Origin of the sequence: Streptomyces sp. NPDC006655 (assembly GCF_040703965.1) — a bacterium.
Classification (GTDB): Bacteria; Actinomycetota; Actinomycetes; order Streptomycetales; family Streptomycetaceae; genus Streptomyces.
In genome coordinates, this window is sequence record NZ_JBEYJU010000067.1 from 25,908 (window position 1) to 48,236 (window position 22,329).

The 22,329-nt window shown below is 69.8% G+C and carries 18 protein-coding genes and 2 pseudogenes; 11 read left to right on the forward strand and 9 right to left on the reverse strand.

The genetic code is table 11. From position 1 onward, the window contains the following. Positions 1-22: 22 nt before the first annotated feature. Together AB0958_RS30985 and AB0958_RS30990 are read right to left on the reverse strand one after the other, a co-directional pair. Positions 23-295, reverse strand: a complete 273-nt coding sequence (locus AB0958_RS30985; protein ID WP_366893781.1) for a hypothetical protein — start codon at positions 293-295, stop codon at positions 23-25. A 539-nt stretch (positions 296-834) separates the two neighbouring features. Beyond that, entirely contained in the window at positions 835-1,656 is an 822-nt protein-coding gene (locus AB0958_RS30990; protein WP_366893782.1) for a hypothetical protein, read from the reverse strand. Positions 1,657-1,960: 304 nt separating this feature from the next. Here AB0958_RS30990 and AB0958_RS30995 point away from each other — a divergent pair, with 304 nt between their 5' ends. From AB0958_RS30995 to AB0958_RS31015, 5 genes and pseudogenes are all read left to right on the forward strand, one after another. After that, positions 1,961-2,275, forward strand: a complete 315-nt coding sequence (locus tag AB0958_RS30995) for a trypco2 family protein (protein ID WP_366893783.1) — start codon at positions 1,961-1,963, stop codon at positions 2,273-2,275. Then, positions 2,272-6,159 (forward strand): trypsin-like peptidase domain-containing protein, encoded by a 3,888-nt coding sequence (locus AB0958_RS31000; RefSeq protein WP_366893784.1) that lies wholly within the window; start codon positions 2,272-2,274, stop codon positions 6,157-6,159. Before AB0958_RS30995 ends, AB0958_RS31000 begins: the two co-directional genes overlap by 4 nt. Before the next feature lie 125 nt (positions 6,160-6,284). Continuing rightward, positions 6,285-6,891: pseudogene (locus AB0958_RS31005) on the forward strand (transposase); the annotation flags it as partial. A gap of 591 nt (positions 6,892-7,482) precedes the next feature. Next, positions 7,483-8,109 (forward strand): lasso peptide biosynthesis B2 protein, encoded by a 627-nt coding sequence (locus tag AB0958_RS31010; protein ID WP_366893785.1) that lies wholly within the window; start codon positions 7,483-7,485, stop codon positions 8,107-8,109. A 1-nt stretch (position 8,110) separates the two neighbouring features. Beyond that, positions 8,111-9,889, forward strand: a complete 1,779-nt coding sequence (locus tag AB0958_RS31015; RefSeq protein ID WP_366893786.1) for an asparagine synthase-related protein — start codon at positions 8,111-8,113, stop codon at positions 9,887-9,889. Here AB0958_RS31015 and AB0958_RS31020 read toward each other — a convergent pair. Both AB0958_RS31020 and AB0958_RS31025 read right to left on the reverse strand, forming a co-directional pair. Next, positions 9,873-10,160: a hypothetical protein gene (locus tag AB0958_RS31020; RefSeq protein WP_366893787.1), complete on the reverse strand. Its 288-nt coding sequence runs from the start codon at positions 10,158-10,160 to the stop codon at positions 9,873-9,875. The two genes, AB0958_RS31015 and AB0958_RS31020, sit on opposite strands and share 17 nt — an antisense overlap. Continuing rightward, positions 10,161-11,189 (reverse strand): hypothetical protein, encoded by a 1,029-nt coding sequence (locus tag AB0958_RS31025; protein ID WP_366893788.1) that lies wholly within the window; start codon positions 11,187-11,189, stop codon positions 10,161-10,163. It lies immediately after the preceding gene. Between the two features lie 508 nt (positions 11,190-11,697). On the opposite strand from AB0958_RS31025, the gene AB0958_RS31030 reads away from it, so the two are divergent. Further along, the gene (locus tag AB0958_RS31030; protein ID WP_366893799.1) at positions 11,698-12,105 is read left to right on the forward strand and encodes an SMI1/KNR4 family protein; all 408 of its coding nucleotides are present in this window, start codon (positions 11,698-11,700) and stop codon (positions 12,103-12,105) included. Positions 12,106-12,236: 131 nt separating this feature from the next. Here the strand turns inward: AB0958_RS31030 and AB0958_RS31035 are convergent, their stop codons facing one another. From AB0958_RS31035 to AB0958_RS31045, 3 genes are read right to left on the reverse strand one after another with little or no spacing between them, the layout of a single operon-like run. Next, positions 12,237-13,184, reverse strand: a complete 948-nt coding sequence (locus tag AB0958_RS31035; protein ID WP_366893789.1) for a hypothetical protein — start codon at positions 13,182-13,184, stop codon at positions 12,237-12,239. A 15-nt stretch (positions 13,185-13,199) separates the two neighbouring features. Beyond that, positions 13,200-13,334, reverse strand: a complete 135-nt coding sequence (locus tag AB0958_RS31040; RefSeq protein WP_366893790.1) for a hypothetical protein — start codon at positions 13,332-13,334, stop codon at positions 13,200-13,202. Between the two features lie 25 nt (positions 13,335-13,359). After that, the gene (locus tag AB0958_RS31045; protein ID WP_366893792.1) at positions 13,360-14,292 is read right to left on the reverse strand and encodes an NADP-dependent oxidoreductase; all 933 of its coding nucleotides are present in this window, start codon (positions 14,290-14,292) and stop codon (positions 13,360-13,362) included. Between the two features lie 149 nt (positions 14,293-14,441). Here AB0958_RS31045 and AB0958_RS31050 point away from each other — a divergent pair, with 149 nt between their 5' ends. Then, positions 14,442-15,335 carry a helix-turn-helix transcriptional regulator gene (locus tag AB0958_RS31050; RefSeq protein WP_366893793.1) on the forward strand — a complete coding sequence of 298 codons (894 nt, stop codon included), beginning with the start codon at positions 14,442-14,444 and terminating at the stop codon, positions 15,333-15,335. A gap of 537 nt (positions 15,336-15,872) precedes the next feature. Here AB0958_RS31050 and AB0958_RS31055 read toward each other — a convergent pair. After that, positions 15,873-16,013 (reverse strand): hypothetical protein, encoded by a 141-nt coding sequence (locus AB0958_RS31055; RefSeq protein WP_366893794.1) that lies wholly within the window; start codon positions 16,011-16,013, stop codon positions 15,873-15,875. Positions 16,014-16,252: 239 nt separating this feature from the next. Here AB0958_RS31055 and AB0958_RS31060 point away from each other — a divergent pair, with 239 nt between their 5' ends. The 3 genes from AB0958_RS31060 to AB0958_RS31070 all read left to right on the forward strand — a co-directional run bounded on the left by AB0958_RS31060 (position 16,253) and on the right by AB0958_RS31070 (position 20,367). Further along, entirely contained in the window at positions 16,253-16,504 is a 252-nt protein-coding gene (locus tag AB0958_RS31060; RefSeq protein ID WP_366893795.1) for a hypothetical protein, read from the forward strand. 367 nt (positions 16,505-16,871) lie between these two features. Beyond that, the gene (locus AB0958_RS31065; RefSeq protein ID WP_366893796.1) at positions 16,872-19,058 is read left to right on the forward strand and encodes an MMPL family transporter; all 2,187 of its coding nucleotides are present in this window, start codon (positions 16,872-16,874) and stop codon (positions 19,056-19,058) included. A 322-nt stretch (positions 19,059-19,380) separates the two neighbouring features. Beyond that, the gene (locus AB0958_RS31070; RefSeq protein WP_366893797.1) at positions 19,381-20,367 is read left to right on the forward strand and encodes an L-threonylcarbamoyladenylate synthase; all 987 of its coding nucleotides are present in this window, start codon (positions 19,381-19,383) and stop codon (positions 20,365-20,367) included. Positions 20,368-20,386: 19 nt separating this feature from the next. On the opposite strand, the gene AB0958_RS31075 is transcribed toward AB0958_RS31070, so the two are convergent. After that, positions 20,387-21,028, reverse strand: a complete 642-nt coding sequence (locus tag AB0958_RS31075; RefSeq protein ID WP_366893798.1) for a carbonic anhydrase — start codon at positions 21,026-21,028, stop codon at positions 20,387-20,389. 1,039 nt (positions 21,029-22,067) lie between these two features. Between AB0958_RS31075 and AB0958_RS31080 the strand changes: the two are divergent. Then, positions 22,068-22,259 (forward strand): annotated as a pseudogene (locus tag AB0958_RS31080) (integrase core domain-containing protein); the annotation flags it as partial. Positions 22,260-22,329 lie beyond the last annotated feature (70 nt).

A 22,329-nucleotide genomic window follows, 5' to 3' on the forward strand; every position in this document is an offset into this window, starting at 1 on the left:
CACCCGACCGAGCGGCCGGCCGTCAGGGGCTGTCGCCGCCCCAGTGCCAGCGGGCCGGGTCGCCGGGGCGCGGATCGTACAGCGCCCGCCCGCCGGGGCCGAACTGCCCGAGCTCCGTGTCCAGGGAGACACCGTCGTCGATCTCCTCCGGCCTCCAGCCGGTGATGTCGAGCGGCAGTCCGTCCAGCGGCCCGCCCACCAGTTCGGCGTAGCTCCGTCCCGGCTTCGGGCCCGGGTGGTCGGGGTCGGCTCCGTAGATCCGGCCGCGCAGCAGCGGCTCATCGTCGCTGTCCACCCGATGATCTCCCGTACGGCCTCCGGCCCTCCGTCGCTGTCGGGCTCACCGGAGAGCACGCGGTACGCCACGGATTCCGGGGCGCAGGTACCGAAGGGCAGCCGCCCGGTGGCCGCGTACGCGACGAGCGCGCCCCAAGCGAACATGTCGCCCTCGGGTCCCGACTCGCTGGTGCGGTGATAGTCGGGTCTGATCCACTCGGGCGTGCCGGTCATGACGCCGGTCCGGCCGCGACGGCGTACAGGGTGGCGCCGGTGACCGGGCCGTGCTCGACCAGGTACCCGCTGAGGTCCGGCCGGGGGCGTAGACGGTCGCCGGCCAGGGCGCGTCGGCCTCGGTGTCGGTGGCGAACCGCGGCAGCAGGCACGGCCCCTGCACCCGGGTCGAGAGCTGTACCTGCCGCCGGAAGCGGGCCCGGAACTCGGGTCCTCCGCGTGGGCCGGATGGATCACCTTGACCGCGACCCGCAGTCCCCGGCGTCCAGCGCGGGCGTGCAGGGTGCCCATGTGAATAACACGCAGATAACCGCGGACCGGCGGTCAGGCCGGAACCACCGACGGGAACCGCCGTCCGGTCAGCGCGGTGTAGTCGGCGGCTAGCGTCTCCAGGTCGACACCCTCAAGAAACGCCGGGTGCTGCAGGTGTTCCCGCCAGACCACGACCCATGCCTCGTCCGTGTTGCGTCCCCAGTAGGCATCCGTGAAGCTCGTCTCCTCGGCCCAGGTGATGAAGCGTTCGTCGCCGCCCAGCGGACCAAGGCCGGGTGGCCCGTAGCCGCCGGTGATCACCGAATGGCCCCCGGCATCGGGCGAGTTGCGGTGATAGTCCCACGGCTTCTCCGCCGCGAATTCCGCCTCGTTCGCCTTCTGGACGACGACACCGGTCCACACGAAGCCGAAGATCGCCAGCGCGGCCTTGACCTCGTCGGGGCTCGTCGGATCCACGCGGGCGAACGCGAGGGGCTTGGCGCCGTCCGGCCCGCCCTCCAGGACCAGGCGCTCCAGCAGCGTCTGGATGTCCATGCCGTTGTCGGCGGAGGAGCCGGGCCCGTTGATGTCCGCGCTGCCGTGCGGATCGAAGTCGGGATTCTGCGTCGCGTACACCTTCCAGACGGCGTCCTGGTCCGGATAGCGCTCGTCACCCGAAGCTGCCGTGACGAGTCGGCGGACGTTTGCCCAGGTCACGGCCACACAGTCACCTGCGGTGTCGTTCCCGAGCATGTTCCAGCCGCCTTTCATGGCGGCGAGGTAGTCCTCGGCCGGGGGATGCGCCGGCACCTGGCCGGTGAACATCCGGGCGAACGCGAGGGACGGGCGCCGGGTCGGGGCGCGACGGCCGTACTTGTGAGCAATCCTGGTCATTTGAGGCCTCCTCTTCCCAGGAGAAAACGTCGCCGTTCGCGACGGGAAGGGTTGCCGAATTTCTGTGGTCCCGGTGAGTGCGGGAGGACAGGACATTCACTCACAACACTCCCACGGCGGATACGAATTCGCAACCCCGAAGTCATTGAACCGAACACCGTTGAAGTGTGGAATTTCTCCGCCGAGTCAAGGTGGGCTTGCCGTTCGGCCGTGGACTTTCGAGCATGGAAGTGAAGGGATCTCTCCCCGCCTTCCCCTCGTCGCCTTTTTGACCGGAAGGCTTTGCGGTGAAGGAGTACCCGCCATGACCGACGAGCAACAGTCACTTGAGGACCACGAATTGGGCCTTGGAGAAATGATCACGGCGCTGCGGAGCGAGCTGTTGGCGGCTCAGTGGCGCGCGCAGGGGGAAGAACTACGCTTCGGCGTCGCGGAGGTCGAGGTGGAGGCCGCCGTGGAGATCACCAACAACGCCGGGGGCAAGGCAGGTGTGCAGTTTTGGGTCGTTCAGGCCGGGGGCGAGTTCACGCACGCCAGATCCAGCACACACCGGGTCACCATGAAGCTCACGCTGCCGCCAGGCACTCAAGTCTCCGACAAGGGAGATGACGCGGAATGACGGGTCCGGACATCGAGCGGCTGATTTCCCTGCGCGCCGCTGACCGCAGGGGTTCGGGTTATCTGCTGACACCGGAAGCCGTACTCACGGCGGGCCATTGCGTAGGACCGGAGGGCTCCACCGTCGAGGTCCGCAAATACTCACGGATGAACGGCCGTTACGATCTCTCCGAGGCACACGCTTTTCGTGTCGTGGTACGGAAGACCGGGGAACTGGATCTCGCACTCCTGGAGTCCGCCTCCCGCGATCCCTTCGAGCCTGAACTGGGCGGCCGTTGGGGACCCGTCCGGCTGGGACGTCTCGTCGGAGAGCAGGCGGTTCCCGCTCAGGCACTGGGCTTTCCGAGGTCAGGCGTGGCACAGGCCGGCGCCAAGCGTCTGGTCAACCCGGAGGACGTGCGGGGGCAGGTACTCCCGCAATCCGGCTCGCGGCACCGGGTGCGGTGCCTGAACCTGCAGATCGAGACGGGGTCGCCACCGGTCACCGGGGGCACGTCGCTGTGGAGCGGGATGTCGGGTGCGGCCCTCTTCAGCGGTGACCACCTGGTCGGCGTGATCACCGAAGACCGCGCCATGATAGAGGGACGCCTGATCGCACTGCCGGTCAGCGAACTCTTCGGGGAGGACGGCCTGGAGGAAGCCGACGCCTTTCTGCTGCGGGCCACCGGGGACACGACGCCCGTGCCGCGTGTCGCGCTGAACCCCGTATGGGCCGGTGGCGAGGTGCTGAAGTCCGCGTACAGCCCCCCGCCGCCGAGCGACCAGTGGTCCGAGGCCGACCTGCTCGAGTCCCGCTACGGCGTCGTCCCCTTCCTCGGGCGGGCGGAGCAGCTCGACGCCCTGACCGGCTGGTGCGAGGAGGACCGCGAGGGGCAGGGCCGGCAGCGCATCCGGCTGCTCTCCGGCGGCAGCACCGTCGGCAAAACCCGTCTGGCACGCGAGCTGTGCCGCGCCATGGGCGGGAAGGGTTGGGTCGCCGGTCTGGTCGACCCTTCCCATGTGGAGTTCGCCGGCGTCTGCGCCCTGACGGAGCCACGGCTGCTCGTCGTCGACGACGCGGACGCGCACGCCGGTCAGCTGGACGCTCTCCTCGCCGCGGTCGCCGAGAGCGGCAACGACCGGCCGCTGCGGATCCTGGCCGTCGCCCACAGCGGCGGTCCGTGGTGGCAGGCGATCAGGCGGCGGTACGAGTCGCTGGCCGACGACGAGGACCCCCCGCCGCTTCAGCCACTGCCGGAGGCCGGCCGAGCGGAGGTCTACCGGGTGGCTTTCGAAGCGTTCTGCGTCTGGTACCGGCGCGGCGGCGAAGTCGGCCCGGCCGCGCCTTCCGTGCCGGGCGGCGAGGCCGCTCCTGTGCCGGGCGGTCAGGCCGCTCCTGTGCCGGGCGGTCAGGCTGCTCCTATGCCGGGCGGTGAGGCTGCTCCTATGCCGGGCGGTGAGGCTGCTCCTATGCCGGGTGGTGAGGCCGCCGGGGAGCCCGTGGCCGGGCACGAGAGGGAGGCTCCCGGTCTTGACGGTCCTGACTTCGGCAGCTACTTGCTGCTTCTGATCCAGGCCCTGGTGGACGCCCGTACGATGCTGTGCAAGACGCACGCGACCGTGCCGGGCCCGCCTACGCGCTCCCGCGCCAACGCCCTGCTGGACTACGCCCTCGATGTGGAGCGTCAGAGGTGGCAGGTCTCCGCCGAGCGGCAGGACCTCCCGCACGACCCGGTACTGCTGGAGCGGGTCGTCGCCGTGTCAAGCCTGGCCGTGGTCGGCGGCGGGACGGAAGGGGAACGGGAGACCGAGGCCGCACGCCGGCTGCGGCTCGTCCCCGATCTCGCCGACCAGCCCGAGTGGCTCACGCGTGCGTTCGCCCGCTGGCAGCACGCGGAGTTCACCGGCGACGGCTACCTGCGGTCCCTGCAGCCGCTGAGGCTGGCCGAGCGGCTGGGCGCGAAGGTGATCGTGGCCTTTCCCGACCTGGCCCACCGGCTGCTCGACGTCGGCGGCCGGGGCCCCGGGATCCCGCAGGACGGCACGGACCAGGCACGCCAGGTGCTGAACGTCCTCCACGTCCTGCAACTCACCGCCGACATGGACGACACCGGCGACACCAGCGACACCGGTGACACGGTCAGCAGCGGCGACAACGATGGCACCGGCACCGACTGCGCCGACGGCCCGGGACTGTCCGGCTACGCGGCCGGCAGGACGTCCGCCCAGCACCGGGCCCGCGAAGTGCTGGACGAGGCGCTGCGCGACCACGCCCGCTCGATCGTCGGGCTGGTCAAACGGCTCGCCGCCGCCGACCAGGACCAGTTCGCCAGCGCCATCGGTACCTCGCTGGCCTGTGCCCTGAACACCACGATGCGCAAGGAGTCGGCCCAGGAAGTGGCCGCGCAGGTGCTGGAGGAACTGGACCTCGCCTGCCCCGACGTCCTGCTGGAGATGGCCACCGCCGTCGCGGAGCACGCGGTACGGCACTACCGGCGTGCTCCTGGGCCGGCCGCCCAGGAGGACCGCAGGGCGCTCGCCCGGGCGCTGCAGCGCTGGTCCCAGTACCTGGCCAGTTCCGGCATGCGCGTGAAAGCACACGAGGTGGCGGGGCAGGCCGTCGACACCTGTCACGCGCTGCATCAGCTCAGCCCGTCAGAGGACCACGAGTTCGCCCTGGCCGGAGCGCTCAAGGACCTGGCGGACCGGCTGGTCGACATCGGACGGTTCGAGGCCGCCGACGACTGCGCCCGTGACGCCATTCGGCGTCTGGAGTCCCTGTTCCAGCACAGTCCTACGCACCGGAACGCCTTCGGCCTGGTGACGGCCCTGTGCACACTGGCCACCGCCGCCCACCGCATCGGCCGCCAACGGGAAGCGCTGCAGGCGGCCACCGAGGCGTGCGAACTCGTCGACCGGCTGGCCCGGGAGCCCGCGGGCGACGCGCACGGACCGGACAAGATCCAGTACTTGAGGGCGTCCGCGCTGCGCGGTCTGGCCTGGCAACTCGGCGCCGACGGGCGCGTGGACCAGGCAGTGGAGAAGGCCACAGAGAGCGTCGAGGCCTACGAGGCGCTACGCGAGAAGTGCCCGGGCCTGTGGAAGCGGGACATCGCCGAGGCGTTGTCCGTCCTCGGCGTGCAGCACGCCGCCCGGCAGGAGTGGGACGCGAGCATCGAGCGGCACACCGAGGCGCTGAACCGTCACTACGACGTCCTGGAGCGCAAGTACCGTGAGGCGGTCCGCCCACAGCACGCCCTCGCGCTCGGCCGGTTGGCGGACGCCTACCTGGGCAGGGCGCGTTCAGGATCGTCGGCCGGCCGCCGCGAAGACCTGCTCAGGGCGCTGGAACACGTCGAGCACGGGCTGCGGCAGTACGACCGCATGCGCAGTGAGGACCAGTGGGCCAACCGCGTCCATGAGGCCTGGACCAACTGCCTGCACGCGGAGATCCTGCTCGCGCTGGACCCCGCGGACCGGCCCCGGCACGGCGTCTCCGGCCCCCGCAAGGAGGCCTCGGAGGCAGAGAAGGCCGCGCGGAGGGCGCTGGAGCTCTACGACCAGCTTGAAGTCCGGGCCTGGAGACTGAGGTTCAACAGAGCTCACGCGCAGGCGGTGCTCGCCCAGTCGTACGGCTGCGGCAACCGTCCGCGGAGCAAGGTGATTCGCGTGCACGAGCAGGCGCGGAACGCCTTGGTGCGGCTCGACGCGGAGGAACCGGGGCGGGCCGAGGAGGAGTTGCGGGCGATCGACACCGCCATCGCGCAGCTCAAGCAGACGCTTCCGCCTGGAAGGCCCCGCGCGCAGAGTGGTGGGAGGGGCGCAGCGAAGCGGCGCCGGCGGCAACAGCCGAAGCCCAGGCTGCGCTCACGCAGGACCATGCCCGCCCGCCGGCGGCACCACTGACCGGCGCGTGTGCGGCGGCGGCGCGACCCGTCAGCTTGTCGTTTATGGTCCGGCGTCGAATGCGACTCGAACTTGATCGGCGTTTTCGCAGTTCAACGGATACGCAGGCGGCCTTCGTCTGATTCTCGCCGTGGCTGCGGCCGGCCGCCAACACAAGTGCTGACCGGGCTTCTGCCCCACCTTCAGGCGGGGCGACGGCAAGCACCAGATGGTGCCCGGCCGGCCGTACTCGGTCGTGGCCGCGCTGGAGAGCAGCCGCACGGCCTGGACAGCGGTGCTGGACGCGGTCCGCCTTGAGCCCGGCGCCGACGTTGCCGCGGTGACCACCGCGCAGATCCGCGAGTCGTCGAGCGGCTGGTCGCCGCCGGTCAGTGGAAGCCGGGTGATCCGGAGTCCATGGTCGTGCTGGACTCGGGATACGACGCCCCTCGCATCGCCCACCTGCTGGACGGCCTGCCCGGAGAGATCCTCGGCCGGCTCCGGTCCGATCGCGTGATGCGGCGTCCGACACCCTCCCGCGAAGAGTTCCACCTGGCCACCCCCAAAGGCGGCTGGCCGCCCAAGCACGGCGGCGAGTTCGTCTTCGGCGACCGCACGACCTGGGGCACCGAGCAGGCCCTGACGGTCACGGACACCCGGCTCTACGGGAAGACGACCGCGCAGGCGTGGGACCGGCTGCACCCGCGGCTGACCCGCCGGGCCGCGTGGCTCGACCACGACGGCCCGCTGCCCTCATCAAGGACACCCGCTGCGACGTCGGACGAGTCCTCGCCACCGGCGAGGCATACGCCCGCCCCGCTCACCACGACGTCGGCACCAAACCCCCGGATCCTCCGCAAGTCGATCCAGCCGATGGCCGAGCGGAGGATTCTCCGCTTCGTTGCCGTCCGGCCGGGGGTTCGGAGTGACTCACGGCTGAGCTCCTCGGCGCAGCCTCCCGGGCCGGCCACCGGCTCGCGGGGCGGAATCCCCTGCATCCGGCGTGCGCCGCCGACCGGACGACCGTGATCGTGGGCAAGGCCCCTGCGTGCACGGCATGTTGACGGTGTGTGGTCCTAAGCGGCGCCGCGCTCGTGGACGCCCGGCTCGATCGGCGTCGGCGGCCCGGTTGCGGAGCATTCCGGCCAGAGTAGCCTGGAGTTGATTCGGCCCTGCCCGATCTGGAGGTGGGCGACGTTTCTCCGATTTCTGCGGCGTCGTCATTCACACCGGCTGGTCCTTCTCGGCGACGGCCGTCTGATCCGGGGCTTCAGCGGGGGACTCTACGACGGTCACGGTTACCTGTCCTGACGCCGTTCACTGTTGGACGTTGGAGGAAGTGCGGTGACTGAGGACACCCGTGCCATGGCAGCCCTGGCGAGGATCCTGTCACCGCACTGCCGTGTCAGCGGGATGTCCGGCGGAGCGCTGATAGCGGACTGGAAACGGACCCGCTTCCTCGGGATGACGACGGCGGACCTCCGTAAGTTCGCCGACGGAACCCCCGAGGAACGCGCCGAGCTCGTCGCCGTGCTCCTACGTGCCGGCTGTGTCCGGGACCGCCGCAAGCAGCATCATGCCGACGCTGGTGTCGGGCACTGGTTGCGCGGAGTGCACCTGCTGATCCGGACCATGGGATTCGGGCGGGTCCTGCGGCTGTTGTCCCTGGCCGCCCCGGAGTACGTCCGCGCGGACGTGCCCTGTACGGAGGAGGTCCTGCGGCTGAAACGGGCGGTGCAGACACACAGCCGCGGCAGCTGGCTGGTCGACGGCGACTGCAAGTCCGAGGCGGTGACGGCCTTCCTCCTGCTGCGCCGGTCCGGTCTGGAGGCCGCACTCCACGTCGGTGTGCGCGACCACCCGTTCGCCCTGCACGCCTGGACGGTCTCGGCCGGTCTGTGCATCCCGGACGCCGATCCGCGGGGGCACGTCTTCGACCCGGTCCTCTCGATCGACGGCGGGGGACGGTGACATGGACGCCCTCCGCCTCGAGTGGGCGGGCGGTGCTCCGAGGCTCCGGACCACCGACGCCATGGCGGGTCAGGGACTCGTGACGACGGTCTCCTCGCCGGCCGGCACCGCAGCCGTCGTCGGCTGGGTGGGCTCGGCCCGCGACCGGGTGACGGGCGCACGCGCCCTCCTCGGCGCCGACGACCGGCACCGAGCGGCTCCGCCGACGCCGGCCGGTGACTACGCGGCCGTGCTGGTGTGCCACGACCGCATCCTCCTGACCCGTGACGAGCAGGGACGCGTCCCCCTGTTCTTCGGGGAGTCCGGGGGCCGCGTGAACGCCGTGGGTACGTCCGCCCGCGCCCTGGGCAGCGCCGACGGGCTGGACCCCCGCTACTTCTGCCGGTACCTCACCGGGAACATGGCGCAACCGCACACGGACCTGACCCCGTTCACCGGCGTGCACCGCGTGCTCGGCGGTGAAGTGGTGGAGCTGTCCCTCACCGGACAGCTGCGCGGTCGTACGCCGCGAAGCGCCCGTCCCGTCACCGGCGCGCCCGCGCCGCCAGCCGGCGGTCCCTGCCTCGACGAGGCCGCGCAGGAGCTGCGCCTGACGCTGAAGAACGCCGTCGGGCGCCGTATGGGCGCGAGGACGGCATGCCATGTCTCGGGCGGCACCGACTCCACGGGGGTCGCGCTGCTCGCCGCGCGCCTGCTGGGCTCGGGGACCCACGGCCCCGGGGAACTGGTCCTGCTCGCCGGGCGCTTCTCCCAGGGGGAGCTGGCCATGGAGCAGCCGTACCTCGGCCTCGCGCTCAAGGCGATCCGCCGCCACGCCCCCGCCGCCCGCCCGGTGATCGTCGACGCGGACGACGTCGCCGACTTCGACGACTTCCGGCACCACGCGGGAGACACGGACGAACCTCATGCGCACGCGTTCCGTGCCCCGTTCTGGAGCAGACTCCACGGCGAGGCCGCGCACCTGGGCTGCGACACCCTCCTGACCGGTTGCGGGGCCGACCCGGTCGCCGACGCCAACCCGTTCCACCTGCACAGGCTCGCGCGCACGGGCCGACTCCGGCAGATGACCCGGCAGGCACGTGCCTGGGCCGAGGGGAGCGAACGGGGCCTGCGGGACATCGTCCACTCCTACGTGGTCCGGCCGACTCTCCCACTCACGGCCGAACGGATCGCCACACTGTCCCGGGGCGGCTCCGTACTGGGCGGACTCGGCGCCTTCGCCCGCCCCCGATGGCTGCGGCCCGGATTCGCGCGGGTTCACGGGTTCCGGGAGGCCCGCGTCGCGGAGAGCCGCTTCGTGTTCGGGCGCAGACCGGAACAGTCGTTGTACGACGCCGCCAACTACCTCGCTGCCCCCGACCCGCTGTCTTGGCACCGGGCCGGGCAGGACGGGTTCTTCCTCTCACACCCCTTCCTCGACCCCGAGGTGGTCGCCACGATGAACCGCCTCCCCGCCGCGGCCACGTTCCGGCCGGGCCGTCCCAAGGCCCTTCTCCGTGAGGCCCTGGCGGACCTGCTCCCGGCCCCGATCCGTGGCAGGGAGGTCAAGGTCCCCTTCGACGACCTCTACGTACGCGGCCTGCGCAGACACGGCGACGAGCTCATCGCCCTGTGCTGCTCTGCCCGGCATCCGCTGGTCACGGAGATGTTCGACACCGAGACGCTGTGCCGGGCCGTGCGGGAGGCGCAGCTCGGCATCGGCGACGCGCACTCCTGGGACCGGATGAACAGCTCCCTCGCGCTGGTGGCCTGGCTGGAGGGGCTCAGCGCTGGCTCTTGATGTCCCACAGGGTCCGCTCGACGGGGCCGGCGAAGAGATCGACGAGTCCGTACCGGCTCACCAGCGCCCGCTGGTCCTCCCCGGACAACTGGCCACTGTCGTCTTCGCCCTTGCGGGTGATGCTGGACTGCAGACTGGCGCCGTGCGTGCCGAACGTCCAATAGAGGCTGACGAAGCGCGGCTCCCTGATGGCTTCGTCGATCGCGTTGTTCTCGTGGACCCGAGCACGGTAGACGAGGGAGTCGAGTCCCTTCTGCTGCTGGGCCTTCACTCATTTCGGGATGTCGCCACGACCCCAGGAGGTCGCCACGAAGTTGAGCGGTGGCTCCAGCACGAGCTGATCCTTGCGCGCAAGGCTCGCGCTGGCGTAATAGGCCACCTGGTCGTACCGCGTGTCCAAGGGTAGTTGCACCACCATGCGCGTGGTGAAGGCGTCGTTCGGCTCGATCCAGTTTCCGGGCTGCATCCAGGGCTTCGCCTCCACCAGTTCGCCGGGCTGGTGGATCTCCCTGCGGGAGAGCGGGTTCATCTCCCCCGAGGAGCGGGCGAACTGCTCGGCATCGGTTCGCCACTGCTGGCGGAGGCGGTCCCTGGGGCTCAGCCCCACTCGTTCCCCCATGGCGTGGACTTCCGTACCGAGCACGTAGAACCCCACATCGGCGTGGTTCTGGATCGTGATGTCGACCGGTACGGCGAACGCCTTGCGGTCCTTGCTCAACACAGCCTTGTCCACGGACAACGTGATGAGAGGCCTGGTCTCGCGCCGGTAGGGCAGGTAAAGGTTCTGGTAGCCGAAATTGGCGACGGCGAGGGCCGAGGAGACGATCACCGCGGCGGCCACCCGCTTCGGGGCGGGGACCGTGACCGACGTCCGCCACACGGCGTACAGAGCCCACGCCGCCGCCGCCGTGAATACGCCGAACACCACGGGGAAGACCACCAGATCGCCGTTCTTCAGCGTCCTGAGCAGGAGCATGGTGTCGGTCAGGAGCGCCAGGAACACACCGATCAGGGCGAGCAGGCCGGAGTGCTGGAAGCTGTGCCCGGTCCAGTGATCCACCGTCGCCCCGACGGCCAGGAGCGTGGTGAAGGCGATCGCGATGAAGACGGCACCGGTGAGGCGACCCGGGAAGGTCAGGGCATGGGCGAAGTTGCCGAGACCGAACCAGCCCAGCAGCACCGTCGTCGCGACGAGGACCAGCAGGATCACGGTCATGTCGAGCCGGGCCCGCGGGGTGTTCAGCGAGGGCCGTAACGCTTTCGGGCGCAAGCCGTTGTGCGGCTTGGGAGGAGTCCGCACCCGATAACCTCCTTAGACCGAGACTGAGACCGAGACCGAGGCCGAGACTGAGACCGAGACCGACGACCGTGCTGGGACACACGTGTGCGGCGCGACCGCGGGGGTCCGCTGCCGTGCCGTGAGGTTTCGGCACCATCGTCCGCGGTGATCCACCGGGGCGCCATCGGACGCCCCCAGCCGTGCGACGTCCCCCGTGCCTGCGCGGTTCACCAGGCGGGTTTCGCAACCTTGTCGTGGGTACAGCCGGCGTGTCCGCCGAGCGTGCTGAGGGAGGCGTAGCCGGGGATGCCGTCGGCGTCGGCTCCCGTGCAGCCCTGGGCGAGCTGTTTGGCGCGGTAAGAAGTTGTTGTCTTTCCGAGAGCGGCCGCTCGGCCTGGAGGCGGTTCCGGCGAAGGTCGAGGGGGTGCGGTCGAAGGCGAAGCGCCCGGTTGCCCGGGGTTGGCTGGCCGAGGCACGTCCGGGGACGTTCAGCGTGATCAACTGGTCGGATGCGGCGCCGTGGGTCGAAATGGAGCGGGAATTCGGCATGGAATTCCCTGCGGAATTTCGTGAGATCGTGAATGCCTATGGTTCGATCCAGATCAACGGGCAGTTGTACCTGGAGCACCCCGCCGGCCATCTTCTGCACAGCCTGGGAGAGACCATCAGGGGGGATCTGGAGATGTGGCGGGAGGAGGACATGTCAGCGCTCCTGCGGAGTCCGGCTGGGGCGAACCCCGGTGAGTTGCTGCCGGTGGCGTCGGCCACGACGGGAGAACGGGTTTTCCTTCGTGTTCCAGATGGACCCTTGTCGCCCTGGCGCGTCCTGGTTCAGGAGCTTGACAGTCCGGCCTGGACTCTTCATGAGATGACGTTCAGTGAATGGTTGCTGGCTTATCTCAGGGAGGCTGGAGTCGGCTATATCGAAGGCTCCTGATCTTACTACTGGACTCTCGGCATGGGGACGACATAGCTCCGACTGCTGGTAGGAACCGACACCGCCAGGCCTCGCACGACACGCCGAACTTCTTGTGCGCTCCGCCCGAACACGGAGGGACAGAACGTGTCTCAGGCGCCCTCCCACCACGGCTTCATGCCCTCCTCGGCGACGTACTCGTGGAAGTCCATGTTGGCGATCTCCAGATTGCACGCCATCGATCCGACCTCGCGGCATGGAAGGACGGCCTGCTGCCCCGGGCTGTCGTACAGGTCGACGACGGTCAGCGGTCGTCCGGGCTCGGCAAAGGTGCGGGCGTCGGCGAGCGCGACCAGCGTGGTGTGCTCATCGGGCGGGACGAGCGCCGGGACCTGGCCCGGCTGGAGGCCTTCGAAGGCAGGGTCGCTGACGACCAGCGCTGTCAACGGGTAGTGCTCCTCGTCGATCTCGTCCGGGTCCAGGTCCGCGCCGACCCAGCCGTCTGCGTCTGTTCCGCCCAGTTCGCCGAGCAGGGCTTGCCAGCCGGCCTCGTCGTCGAAGCAGGTGCGGACCAGCAGGGCCGCGGCGGTGGAGGGAAGAGGTGGGAAGGACCGGTGCGGTGGTGTCGACGTGGGTGTGGGGAAGGCCGGCCGGCCGCCGTCACCCTGGTACGTCCCGTACCGGTCCATGCCGAGCACCAGGTCGTCGAAGGTGAGCGCGCCGTCCAGCAGGACGGCGAGGATCTCGCCGAGGCGGGCCGACGGGATCCGGACGCCGCGGCCGGGCATCGCCGCCAGGTCCACCAGCAGTGGGCCGTCCCCGCCGTACACCACCGGGATGTCCGCCACAACGGCGACCGGCGGCACGGGACTGCTGCCGGGGACAAGCGCCGGGATGTTTCCCCCATGCAGGTAGTCCCATCCGCTGTCCTCGACCATGCGCAGCCGCACGCCGCTGCCCTCGAGGATGAGACGGTCGTCTTCCCGGCGGGCTGCGATCTCGTCGAGGAGCCCGCCCCGCAGCGCCCTGCCGTTCTCGTAGCACGTGCAGATCAGCAGCACCTCACCGGGCGCCGGCTGAGGAAGCTCGGCAAAGGACATGTCTCTCCTTGCGGATCAGTTGAGGTAGTCGGCGACGAGGACGGCGAACTCGTCGGGTGTGGCGAGGCGGATGGCGAAGCGCTCGGCCGCGCCGAGGCCCACGGTGGCGTCGCCGGTGGCGGCAACGGTGCGCCCTTCGAATCGGTTCATCGTGACAGGCCCCTGCCGCTCATGGTCACGGGACCAGTACGATCCGGCCGCGCAGTCCTCCTGCGGCGAGGGCCTGATGGGCGTCTGCGATCTGCTCCAGCGGGAATGTCTTGGCCACCCGCAGGCTGATCAGGCCGGCGCCTGCGTATGCCGCCAGCTTGGTCAGGCGCTCGCCGTCGGTGTGCCAGGCCAGATTGGTCGTCCGCACCTGGCGACGCGCTGGTGGTGCAGAGTTGAGCAGCGATACGAACGCACCGCCGTGTCGCACAGCGTCCGCGGTTCCAGCGGCCATGTTGGCTGCGTCGATCGCGCCGTCCACGCCACCGGGCACCAGCCGGCGCACGGTGGGCACGAGGTCCTCATCGCGCGAGACGAAGAGCTCCGCGCCTGCCTCGAGCACGAGCTTTTCGTCGGTCGATCCGGCTTGGGCGACCACCCTCAGTCCGCGCAGCCGCGCGAGTTCGACCGCGAAGAACCCCACCCCGCCGGCGGCGCCCGAGACCAGCAGCCACTGCCCTGGCTCAAGAGCCAATGCGTCCAGGGCCTGGTCGGCGGTGGTTGCGTTGAGCCCCACAGTGGCCAGTTGCACGAGGTCGGTTCCGGCCGGCGCGGAGGCGAGTTCCCAGTCTTCCAGCACGACGTACTCAGCCTGGGTCCCCAGCGGCCGGTCGAGTCGCTCCTGAGTGCCGACGACGGCGTCCCCGACGGCGAACTTGGCAACTCCCTCGCCGAGGGCGGCGACAGTCCCCGCTACATCCGTGCCGAGACCGAACTGGCCGCGCGCGGCGGTCGCGCCGTACTGAACATTGAGACCCGCCCGCACCATGACGTCGGCGAAGTTGACCGAGGCGCCGGCGACTTCGACCAGTACCTCTCCGGGACCCGGCGCAGGCGTCGGTACTTCGACGATCCGGAGCACCTCGGGGCCACCGAACTCTGTAACCACTGCTGCACGCATCTGTTCCAGCCTTCCCGTCCTGCTTTGTTAGTCCGGTGCGGAGTCGCAGGCATGAGATTGGCCGACCGATGGGCTGGGCGGAAGGTCCGGTGTTACCTGGTTCCAGCAGGGCCAGGCAAGGCTGCCGTCGTCGACGTACCGTCGATGGGGTGGAGACGACTATCGGTGAGTTCCTGCGTACCCGACGCGAACGCATCACACCTGAGCAGGTGGGGCTGCCCCCCGGCATCACTCGCCGACGGGTGCCGGGGCTACGACGCGAAGAGGTGGCTCTGCTCGCAGGAGTCAGCCCTGACTATTACCAGCGCCTGGAGCAGAGCCGCACCACGCACGTCTCCGATCACGTGCTCAATGCCGTCGCGCAGGCGCTCTCGCTCTCAGACGTCGAAACTGAACACCTGCGTAACCTGGCTCGGCCCACTCGATCCGGAGCCGAGGCAACCGTGGGAAGCCTGCCGGGGGCAGTAGTGCCGGATGAGCCGCTGGTTCGGCTACTCAAGACCATGGGGGACGCTCCTGCGCTGCTGCTCAACGCCCGTCTCGACATTGTGGCGTCAAACGATGCGGCCGAGGCCGTATTCGACGTGAGCAGCATGCCGCAGCCGCGCAACGCGGCACGCCAGCTGTTCCTGCACCCTGAGGCCCGAGCACGGTACTCGAACTGGGAGACGATTGCCGCTGAAACAGTCGCTCAATTGCGTCTGTTGACCGGGCGTTGGCCTGACGACGCCCGGCTCGCAGCGCTGATCGGCGAGCTGACCATCCGCAGCGAGCCGTTTCGGCGTCTGTGGGCGACGGGCGACGTGCGGGAGAAGCGGTTGGGAGTTGCCCGCATCCTGCACCCGGTTGTCGGCACGCTGGAGTTCGACTATCACATGCTGACTGTGCCCGCGCGTCCCGACCGCTCCCTGCTCACTTACCTGCCGCAGCCCGGCTCGTCCACGGCTGAGGCGCTCGGAGTGCTGCTGAGCTGGGTCGCCCATCGTCCCAAGGACGGCCAGGATGATGCGGCCGCGGCTCGGAGCCCGATGGGGCGGCAGTAGGCCAGGAGGCGCCATGCGGTGGGGGTGGAGGCGACCGGCCCGAATACCTCGCGCTGGTCGCGCAGGAGGGACAGGTCGGCTATTGCCTCGCCGCTGTCGGCAAGCATCCCTACCAGGCCGACCGCTACGGCTGTGAAACCGAACAACGGCCCGTGATGTAGCTGGAGTTGTTCGGCCTCCGACAGGTTCGCTGCCCCGAGCACGATCGCGACCACGAGCTGGACCAGCACTGCTGGACCATCCCGCCGGCCGGCCACGGCGCTGGACGGTAGCACCTTCACCAGCGCGTCCGTCAGTCCCGTGCGGTCCGCACACCGGCGCAGCAGCACCGCCCCGACATGCCCCATCAGCCTCTTCCCGTCAGCCACCACGGACAGCCGACGGTCCCGCTGGCGACGGCCTTCACGGGCGACCGACTGATGACCACAGGGTGGGTCGAAAGGCCGAGCGATCCGCCGCCGAGCAGCGCCGCTGCTGCGGTCTCCTGTGGATCACGCTGCCCCCGTCCTGACCAAGCGTCGTGCGTCCTTCTCCGGGTCACTCGCGGGGTACCGCCCAGACGGCGGTGACGATGAGGGCGCCGGGCAGCAGGAGCGAGACTTCGCCGAGGCCGTAGACGAGCCATGGCGGCATCACTGTCCAGTGGCCGTACGGGATTCCCACGGCGACACCGCTCACGATCGCGAGCATCGCCGTGGATCCGCTTCAAGACGATCCGGTGGAGGCATGGCGCAAGAACACGCCCGCCGGTCGGCGTCTGCACATCATCGAGGCGTCGGGCGCCCACGGGCTGCTCGCCTCCCTGATGGCGTCCGCGCCCCCTTGCACCAGGGTCACCGTGATCGGCGCCGGGATGCGGCTCGAAGAGATCCGTCCCGTCGTGGGAGTCCTCAAGAACGCCGGTATCGAGTTCGTCGGTGGCCCCGGATTCGGCGAGAGGGAGTACGTACAAGGCGTTCGCCCGAACGTTCGACCATCTGCGCTCCTGCCTGTTCGACCCCGCACTGATGGTCACCGGCTACGCCGGCCTGGACGCCGCGGCCGGTGTCTTCGAGGCCCTGCGCCCGAGCAGCCCCAGCGCCATCGACCACGTGAAGATCCTCTTCCGCCACGGGCTGGTCGGAGAATCCATCCGGACCCCGGAGGAATTCGCCGCCGGTTCCGTGTGACGGCCAGGCGCGCGCGAGGACACCGCCCCGGGCACGACGAGCGCCGGACCGCGCGGTCATTCCGTCCACTTCCTCGCACTCGCTGATGACCGCAACGGTCCCTGCGGGCTGGAAGGGCCCTGGCAGGCCGCCGATGCCCTGAAGCGGGTAGGCCACCGTCGTCCTTGACCGGTGCCGCTGCCGGGGAAACAGAGGCGATTCGACCTCTCTTACCCGGTCAAGTGTGGTTCCGCCGCCCCGATTACTGCGATCGCAGTAGACGCAAGTGTCTGCGGGCGGCCAACGACGAGAGACCCAGGACATGCGAATTTGAAGGTGGGCCGCAGTGTCGGCCCGTCTGTCCGCGTACCTCCGGAAAGGCTCGTCGATGTCATCTCTCGCCCGCTGGTGTCACAGGCACCGGCTCTCCGTCGTCCTGGCCTGGGTGGGCCTGCTGCTCGCCCTCGGCGCCGGAGCCGGCGCGCTCGGCAGCGACTTCGGCAACAGCCCGACCTCGCAGAACACGGACTCCGCCAAGGCGACGGCCCTGCTGCAACGCGCCTCCAGTAGCGCGGCGGGCAAGAGCGGCCGGGTCGTCTGGCAGGTGAAGGACGACAAGGTCACCGACCCCGCGGCCGAGCGGGCGATGACCGACGCGCTGGGACGCATCGCCCACGCGCCCGGGGTCGTCGCCGTGACCAGCCCCTACACCCCGGCCGGCAAGACGCAGATCAGCAAGGACGGCAAAACAGCGTACGCCAGTGTCGCCTTCGAGGACGGCGTCGGCGACCCGCAGGTCGAGCATGTGAAGGAACTCGCGACCGCCGCGGAGTCGGAAAGCCTGCACATCGCGCTCAACGGGCAGGCCTTCACCGTCAACCCCAAGCCCAACCCCCTGGCCGACGCCATGGGCATCGTGCTCGCCTTCCTGGTGCTGCTGTTCGTCTTCCGTGCGGTGTGGGTGGCGGCGTTGCCCATCCTCACGGCGATCGCCGGCGTCGGCACCTCGGCGATCGCAGTGCTCCTGCTCAGTCATGTCATCACGCTGTCCGACACCACACTGACCCTCGGCTCACTGATCGGTCTCGGCGTGGGCATCGACTACGCCCTGTTCATCGTCAACCGGCACCGCGCCAACCTCAAGGCCGGCATGGGCGTGGGCGAGTCGGTCGCCAAGGCCCTCAACACTTCCGGTCGTGCCGTGGTGTTCGCCGGCCTGACCGTCGTCGTCGCCCTGCTCGGCATGCTCACCCTGAATGTCGGGATCATCAACGGCATGGCCATCGGTGCGGCCATCACCGTCGTGCTGACCGTGCTGGCCGCCGTCACGCTGCTCCCCGCGCTGCTGGGCATGATCGGGCCGCGGGTCCTCAGCCGCAGCGAGCGCCGCGGCTCCGCCGGGCAGGCCCCGCCGTCGTCGGGCGGACTGTGGGGGCGGTGGGCCGCTCGGGTCCAGGCCCGGCCGAAGGCCCTGGGGCTGGTGGCCCTCGCCGTCCTGGCGGCGCTCGCCTTCCCGACGCTGTCGCTGCGTCTGGGCGCGTCCGACGACGGCAATCTGCCCACCACTTCGACGAACCGTCAGGCGTACGACATGATCGCCGACGGGTTCGGGGCGGGCTTCAACGGCCCGCTCGTCCTCGCCGTCCAGGCCCCTGACGCCGCCGCCAGGGCGGCCGAGGCCAAGTTGGTGACCGCCCTGAAGGACGTCGACGGGGTCGCGACCGCCGGTGCGGCGCCCATGAAGGCGGGACAGACGGTCGGTGTGATCTCCGTCGTCCCGACCACCTCCCCTCAGTCGGCGGCCACCTCCGACCTGATCCACCACCTGCGCAACGACGTGATACCGAAGGCCGAACAGGGCACGTCGATGACGGTCTACGTGGGCGGTGTCACCGCGAGCAACGACGACTTCGCGTCGGTGCTGATGAGCAAGCTCCCCCTCTTCGTGCTGGTGATCGCCGCGCTCGGCTTCCTGCTGCTGACCGTCGCCTTCCGCAGCCTGCTCATCCCGGCCGTGGGCGCGGTACTGAACATCCTCAGCATCGGGGTGGCCTTCGGCGCGATCGTCGTCGTCTTCCAGTACGGCTTCGGCGCTGGACTGCTCGGCCTGGGCGCTGCCGGTCCGATTGAGTCGTTCGTGCCGATTCTGGTGGTCGGGATCATGTTCGGCCTGTCCATGGACTACCAGGTCTTCCTGGTCAGCCGGATGCGTGAGGAGTGGGCCCACACCGGGGACAGCGGTCGCGCCGTCCGGGTCGGGCAGGCCGAGACCGGCAAGGTCATCGCCGTGGCCGCCACGATCATGGTCTGTGTCTTCGGCTCCTTTGTGTTCGGAGGCATGCGGGTGATCTCCGAGTTCGGGGTCAGCCTCGCGGTGGCCGTCGCCGCAGACGCCCTACTGATCCGTATGATCGTCGTTCCCGCGCTCATGCACCTGTGCGGGAAGTCGAACTGGTGGCTGCCCCGCCGACTGGACAAGGCACTGCCCAAGGTGTCCGTGGAAGGCCCCGCCGACGAATTCCTGCACTCACAGCACCCGGTGCGGGAGCGGGAGACCACTGGCCTGGCCAACTGACCGTCCCCCCGACGGACCGGCATCCCACGCGGACCGGCGGAGGGCGACGTGACCCCGTCTTCCTTGATGGCGTTGAGGAAGTCGTCACGACAGCCGGGGACGACCTGGAGCGAGACGGTCAGGGCGATCATGCGGGCAGCTCCTGGGACGTGGGAACGGGGACGGGTGGGCCGCCCTTCATCGCACGAACCGTGCGCGCACTCATGATGGCCATGCGGTCGTGCTTTGACCGGCAGAATCACCGTGGTTACACGGTCTTCTCGCGGTGAAGTACCAGGGCTGATGTGGTGCCCCCGGCCGGGGAGAGCGGGACGGTGAAAGGATGACGAGGGTGACGGCAACAACCACTGACATCGAGACGGCGGCGGGCGTGCTGCGGGCCGGGGGCCTGGTGGCCCTCCCGACCGAAACCGTCTACGGCCTGGGCGCCAACGCTGAAGATCCTGCCGCTGTGGCGCGCATCTTCCAGGTCAAGGGTCGTCCGCCCTCCCATCCGCTGATCGTCCACATCGGCGGCGCGGACCACCTGGACGACTGGGTCGAGGAGGTCCCCGCCACGGCGCGCCTGCTGGCCGGGAACTTCTGGCCGGGGCCGCTCACGCTGGTTCTGCGGCGCGGCCGCCGGGTGCCCCTGGAAGCCACGGGTGGCCTGGAGACGGTGGCCGTGCGTGTGCCCGACCACCCCGTCGCCCTGGCTCTGCTGTCGGCCTTCGGCGGTGGTATCACCGCCCCGTCCGCCAACCGCTTCGGCTCGGTCAGCCCCACCACCGCCGACCACGTCCGAGCCGAACTCGGTGACGCCGTCGACGTGGTACTGGACGGCGGCTCCTGTGGCGTCGGCGTCGAGTCGACCATCGTCGACGTCACGGGAGCGACCCCGACCATCCTCCGGCCCGGCGGAGTGACCCGAGAGGACCTCGAAGCGGTGCTGGGGTACGCGATCGAGACCCCGGCCACGAGCCATGTCAGGGTGCCGGGTCAGCACCCGTCGCACTACGCGCCGTCTGCTCGAGTCGTCCTCGTCGATCCGGAGAAGGTCGCGGACGAGGCGCAGCTCGCACAGGAGCAGGGCCACCAGGTCGGCATCCTTCTTCCCCCATCCCTCGCCGACACGCCGGTGAAGGCACACGCCGTGGTGCCGGTCCCCGCCTCCCTGCCCGGCTACGCGCGCGCGTTGTACGGATTCCTGCGCGAGCTGGACCAGCGGGGGTGCGACCTCATCGTCGCGTCCCTGCCGGTCGAGGAAGGGCTGGGCCTCGCGATCGCCAACCGGCTCCGCCGGGCCGCGGGGCCCCGGTCCTCTCAGTGAGCGGCCACGGCCGGGACGGTCAGGATGCGGTGGGAACCGTCGCATCAAGGCCGCGGGCGGCGACGAGCTGCGCGCTGCCGTCGGCCAGCCGGTAGCACAAACCCACCACGGCGGTCCGGCCGGCAGCCACCCGCTCGGCCAGGACGTGGGAGCGTTCGAGCAGTAGGTCCACGGTGTGCTCGATGTGCTCGGCCAGGATCTCTTCGGCCCTGTCGCGTCCGGCGGCGCGGGCGGCCAGCACGCTCGGGGTGACCCGTTCGACGACGTCGCGGACGAATCCGCCCGGAGTCCGGCCGTTCTCCAGGGCGGAACAGGCCGCGGCGACGGCACCGCACGAATCGTGGCCGAGGACGACGACCAGCGGCGCGTTGAGGACGGCGACGCCGAACTCGATGGACCCGAGGACTTCCGTACCGGCGACGTGCCCAGCCGTGCGGACGACGAACAGGTCACCCAGGCCCCGGTCGAAGATGATCTCGGCGGCAAGCCGGGAGTCGGAACACCCGAACAGCACGGCGAAGGGCTGCTGGCCCGGTGCGATCTCGGCACGGCGGACAGCGTCCTGGTTCGGGTGCTCGGGGGTGCCCGCGACGAAGCGCTGGTTGCCGGCCATGAGCAGCTGAAAGGCATCGCGGGGCGTGGGCGTCTGGATCTCTGTCATGTCCGCAGCCTACGAGACGGCAAGAGCGCCTGCACCGCCTGGTCACGCCGGAAGTCTGCGGGGTTGGGTCCCTGATAAGAGCCTGGCACCACGCTCCATCGCAGTTGTGTCCCCGGTGCTCCGTCGGTGCGGCTCAAGCCTTGCGGAGCCGCACCGAGGACAGGTGCCCAACAGTTCCGGCACGAGCGTGACCCTCGGAGTCGACACCCACGCCGACGTCCCTATCGCTGCCGCGATCGACCAGCTCGGGCGGCGGCTGGGCACGCTCGCTGTCCTCTCGACACCAGCTGGCTACGCATCCTTGGAAGCGTGGGCCACCGGTCTCGGCACCGCGAGCAGGTGGGCTTGGAAGGCACCGGCTGCTACGGGGCCGGCCTGTCGAGGTGGCTGCGCCGACACAGCCACCGTGTCGTCGAGGTGAACCGCCCCGACCGTCAGACACGCTGGCGTCGCGGCAAGTCCGATGTCGTCGATGCCGAAGCCGCCGCACGGGTCGGCCGTGCAGGACGAAACCGCGACAGCGAATTCCGGTGACGGCGCTGTCGTTCTTCGGGAACACGTGCGCGGACTGCACCGAACGGAACTGATCCGCACTGTGACACGGTGGCGCCCAGGGGCCGAGCCGGACACCCTGACCACGGTCACCAAACTGGCGATGCAGTCCATCGCCCACCGCTAGCTGCAGCTCGACGACGAGATCTCGGAGCTGGACCGCGACCTGCAGCGGCTCGTCGCCCGGGCAGCACGGGAACTCATGGCGGTCAAAGGACTCGGCCTCGAGACCGTCGCAGCCCTGCTCGTCGCTGTCGGCGACAACCCAGGAGGCCTTCTTTCAGTGCCTTCGCCCACCTCTGCGGAGTCGCCCCGATCCCTGCATCCTCCGGCAACACCAGCCGCCACACCTCATCATCCGCTGCTTGAAACGACACGTCGTCCGTGAGGTCTACGGCCTACTCGTCCCACGAATCCCAGCGCAGCCACCTGTCCGCGACGGCCTGACAACAGCAGCCTGGCCTCCCTTGACAGCAAGAGGAGCATCGGCAAAGTCGAACGCTTCAATCGCACCCTGCTCGACCAATGGGCCTACCGGCGGCCCTGCACCAGCAACACCGAACGCACCGACGCCCTGGCAGACTTCCTGCACACCTACGAACACCACCGCTGCCGCACCGCACTCGGCGGCCACCCACCCATCAGCCGCGTCAATACTGACTTCGGCTCGTCAGGGTGATATTTCCTGAAGTCCCCGCTGGGCCTGGGGTAGTGGCTGTACTCCGTGGTGTGTGAGGTATGCGGATGGG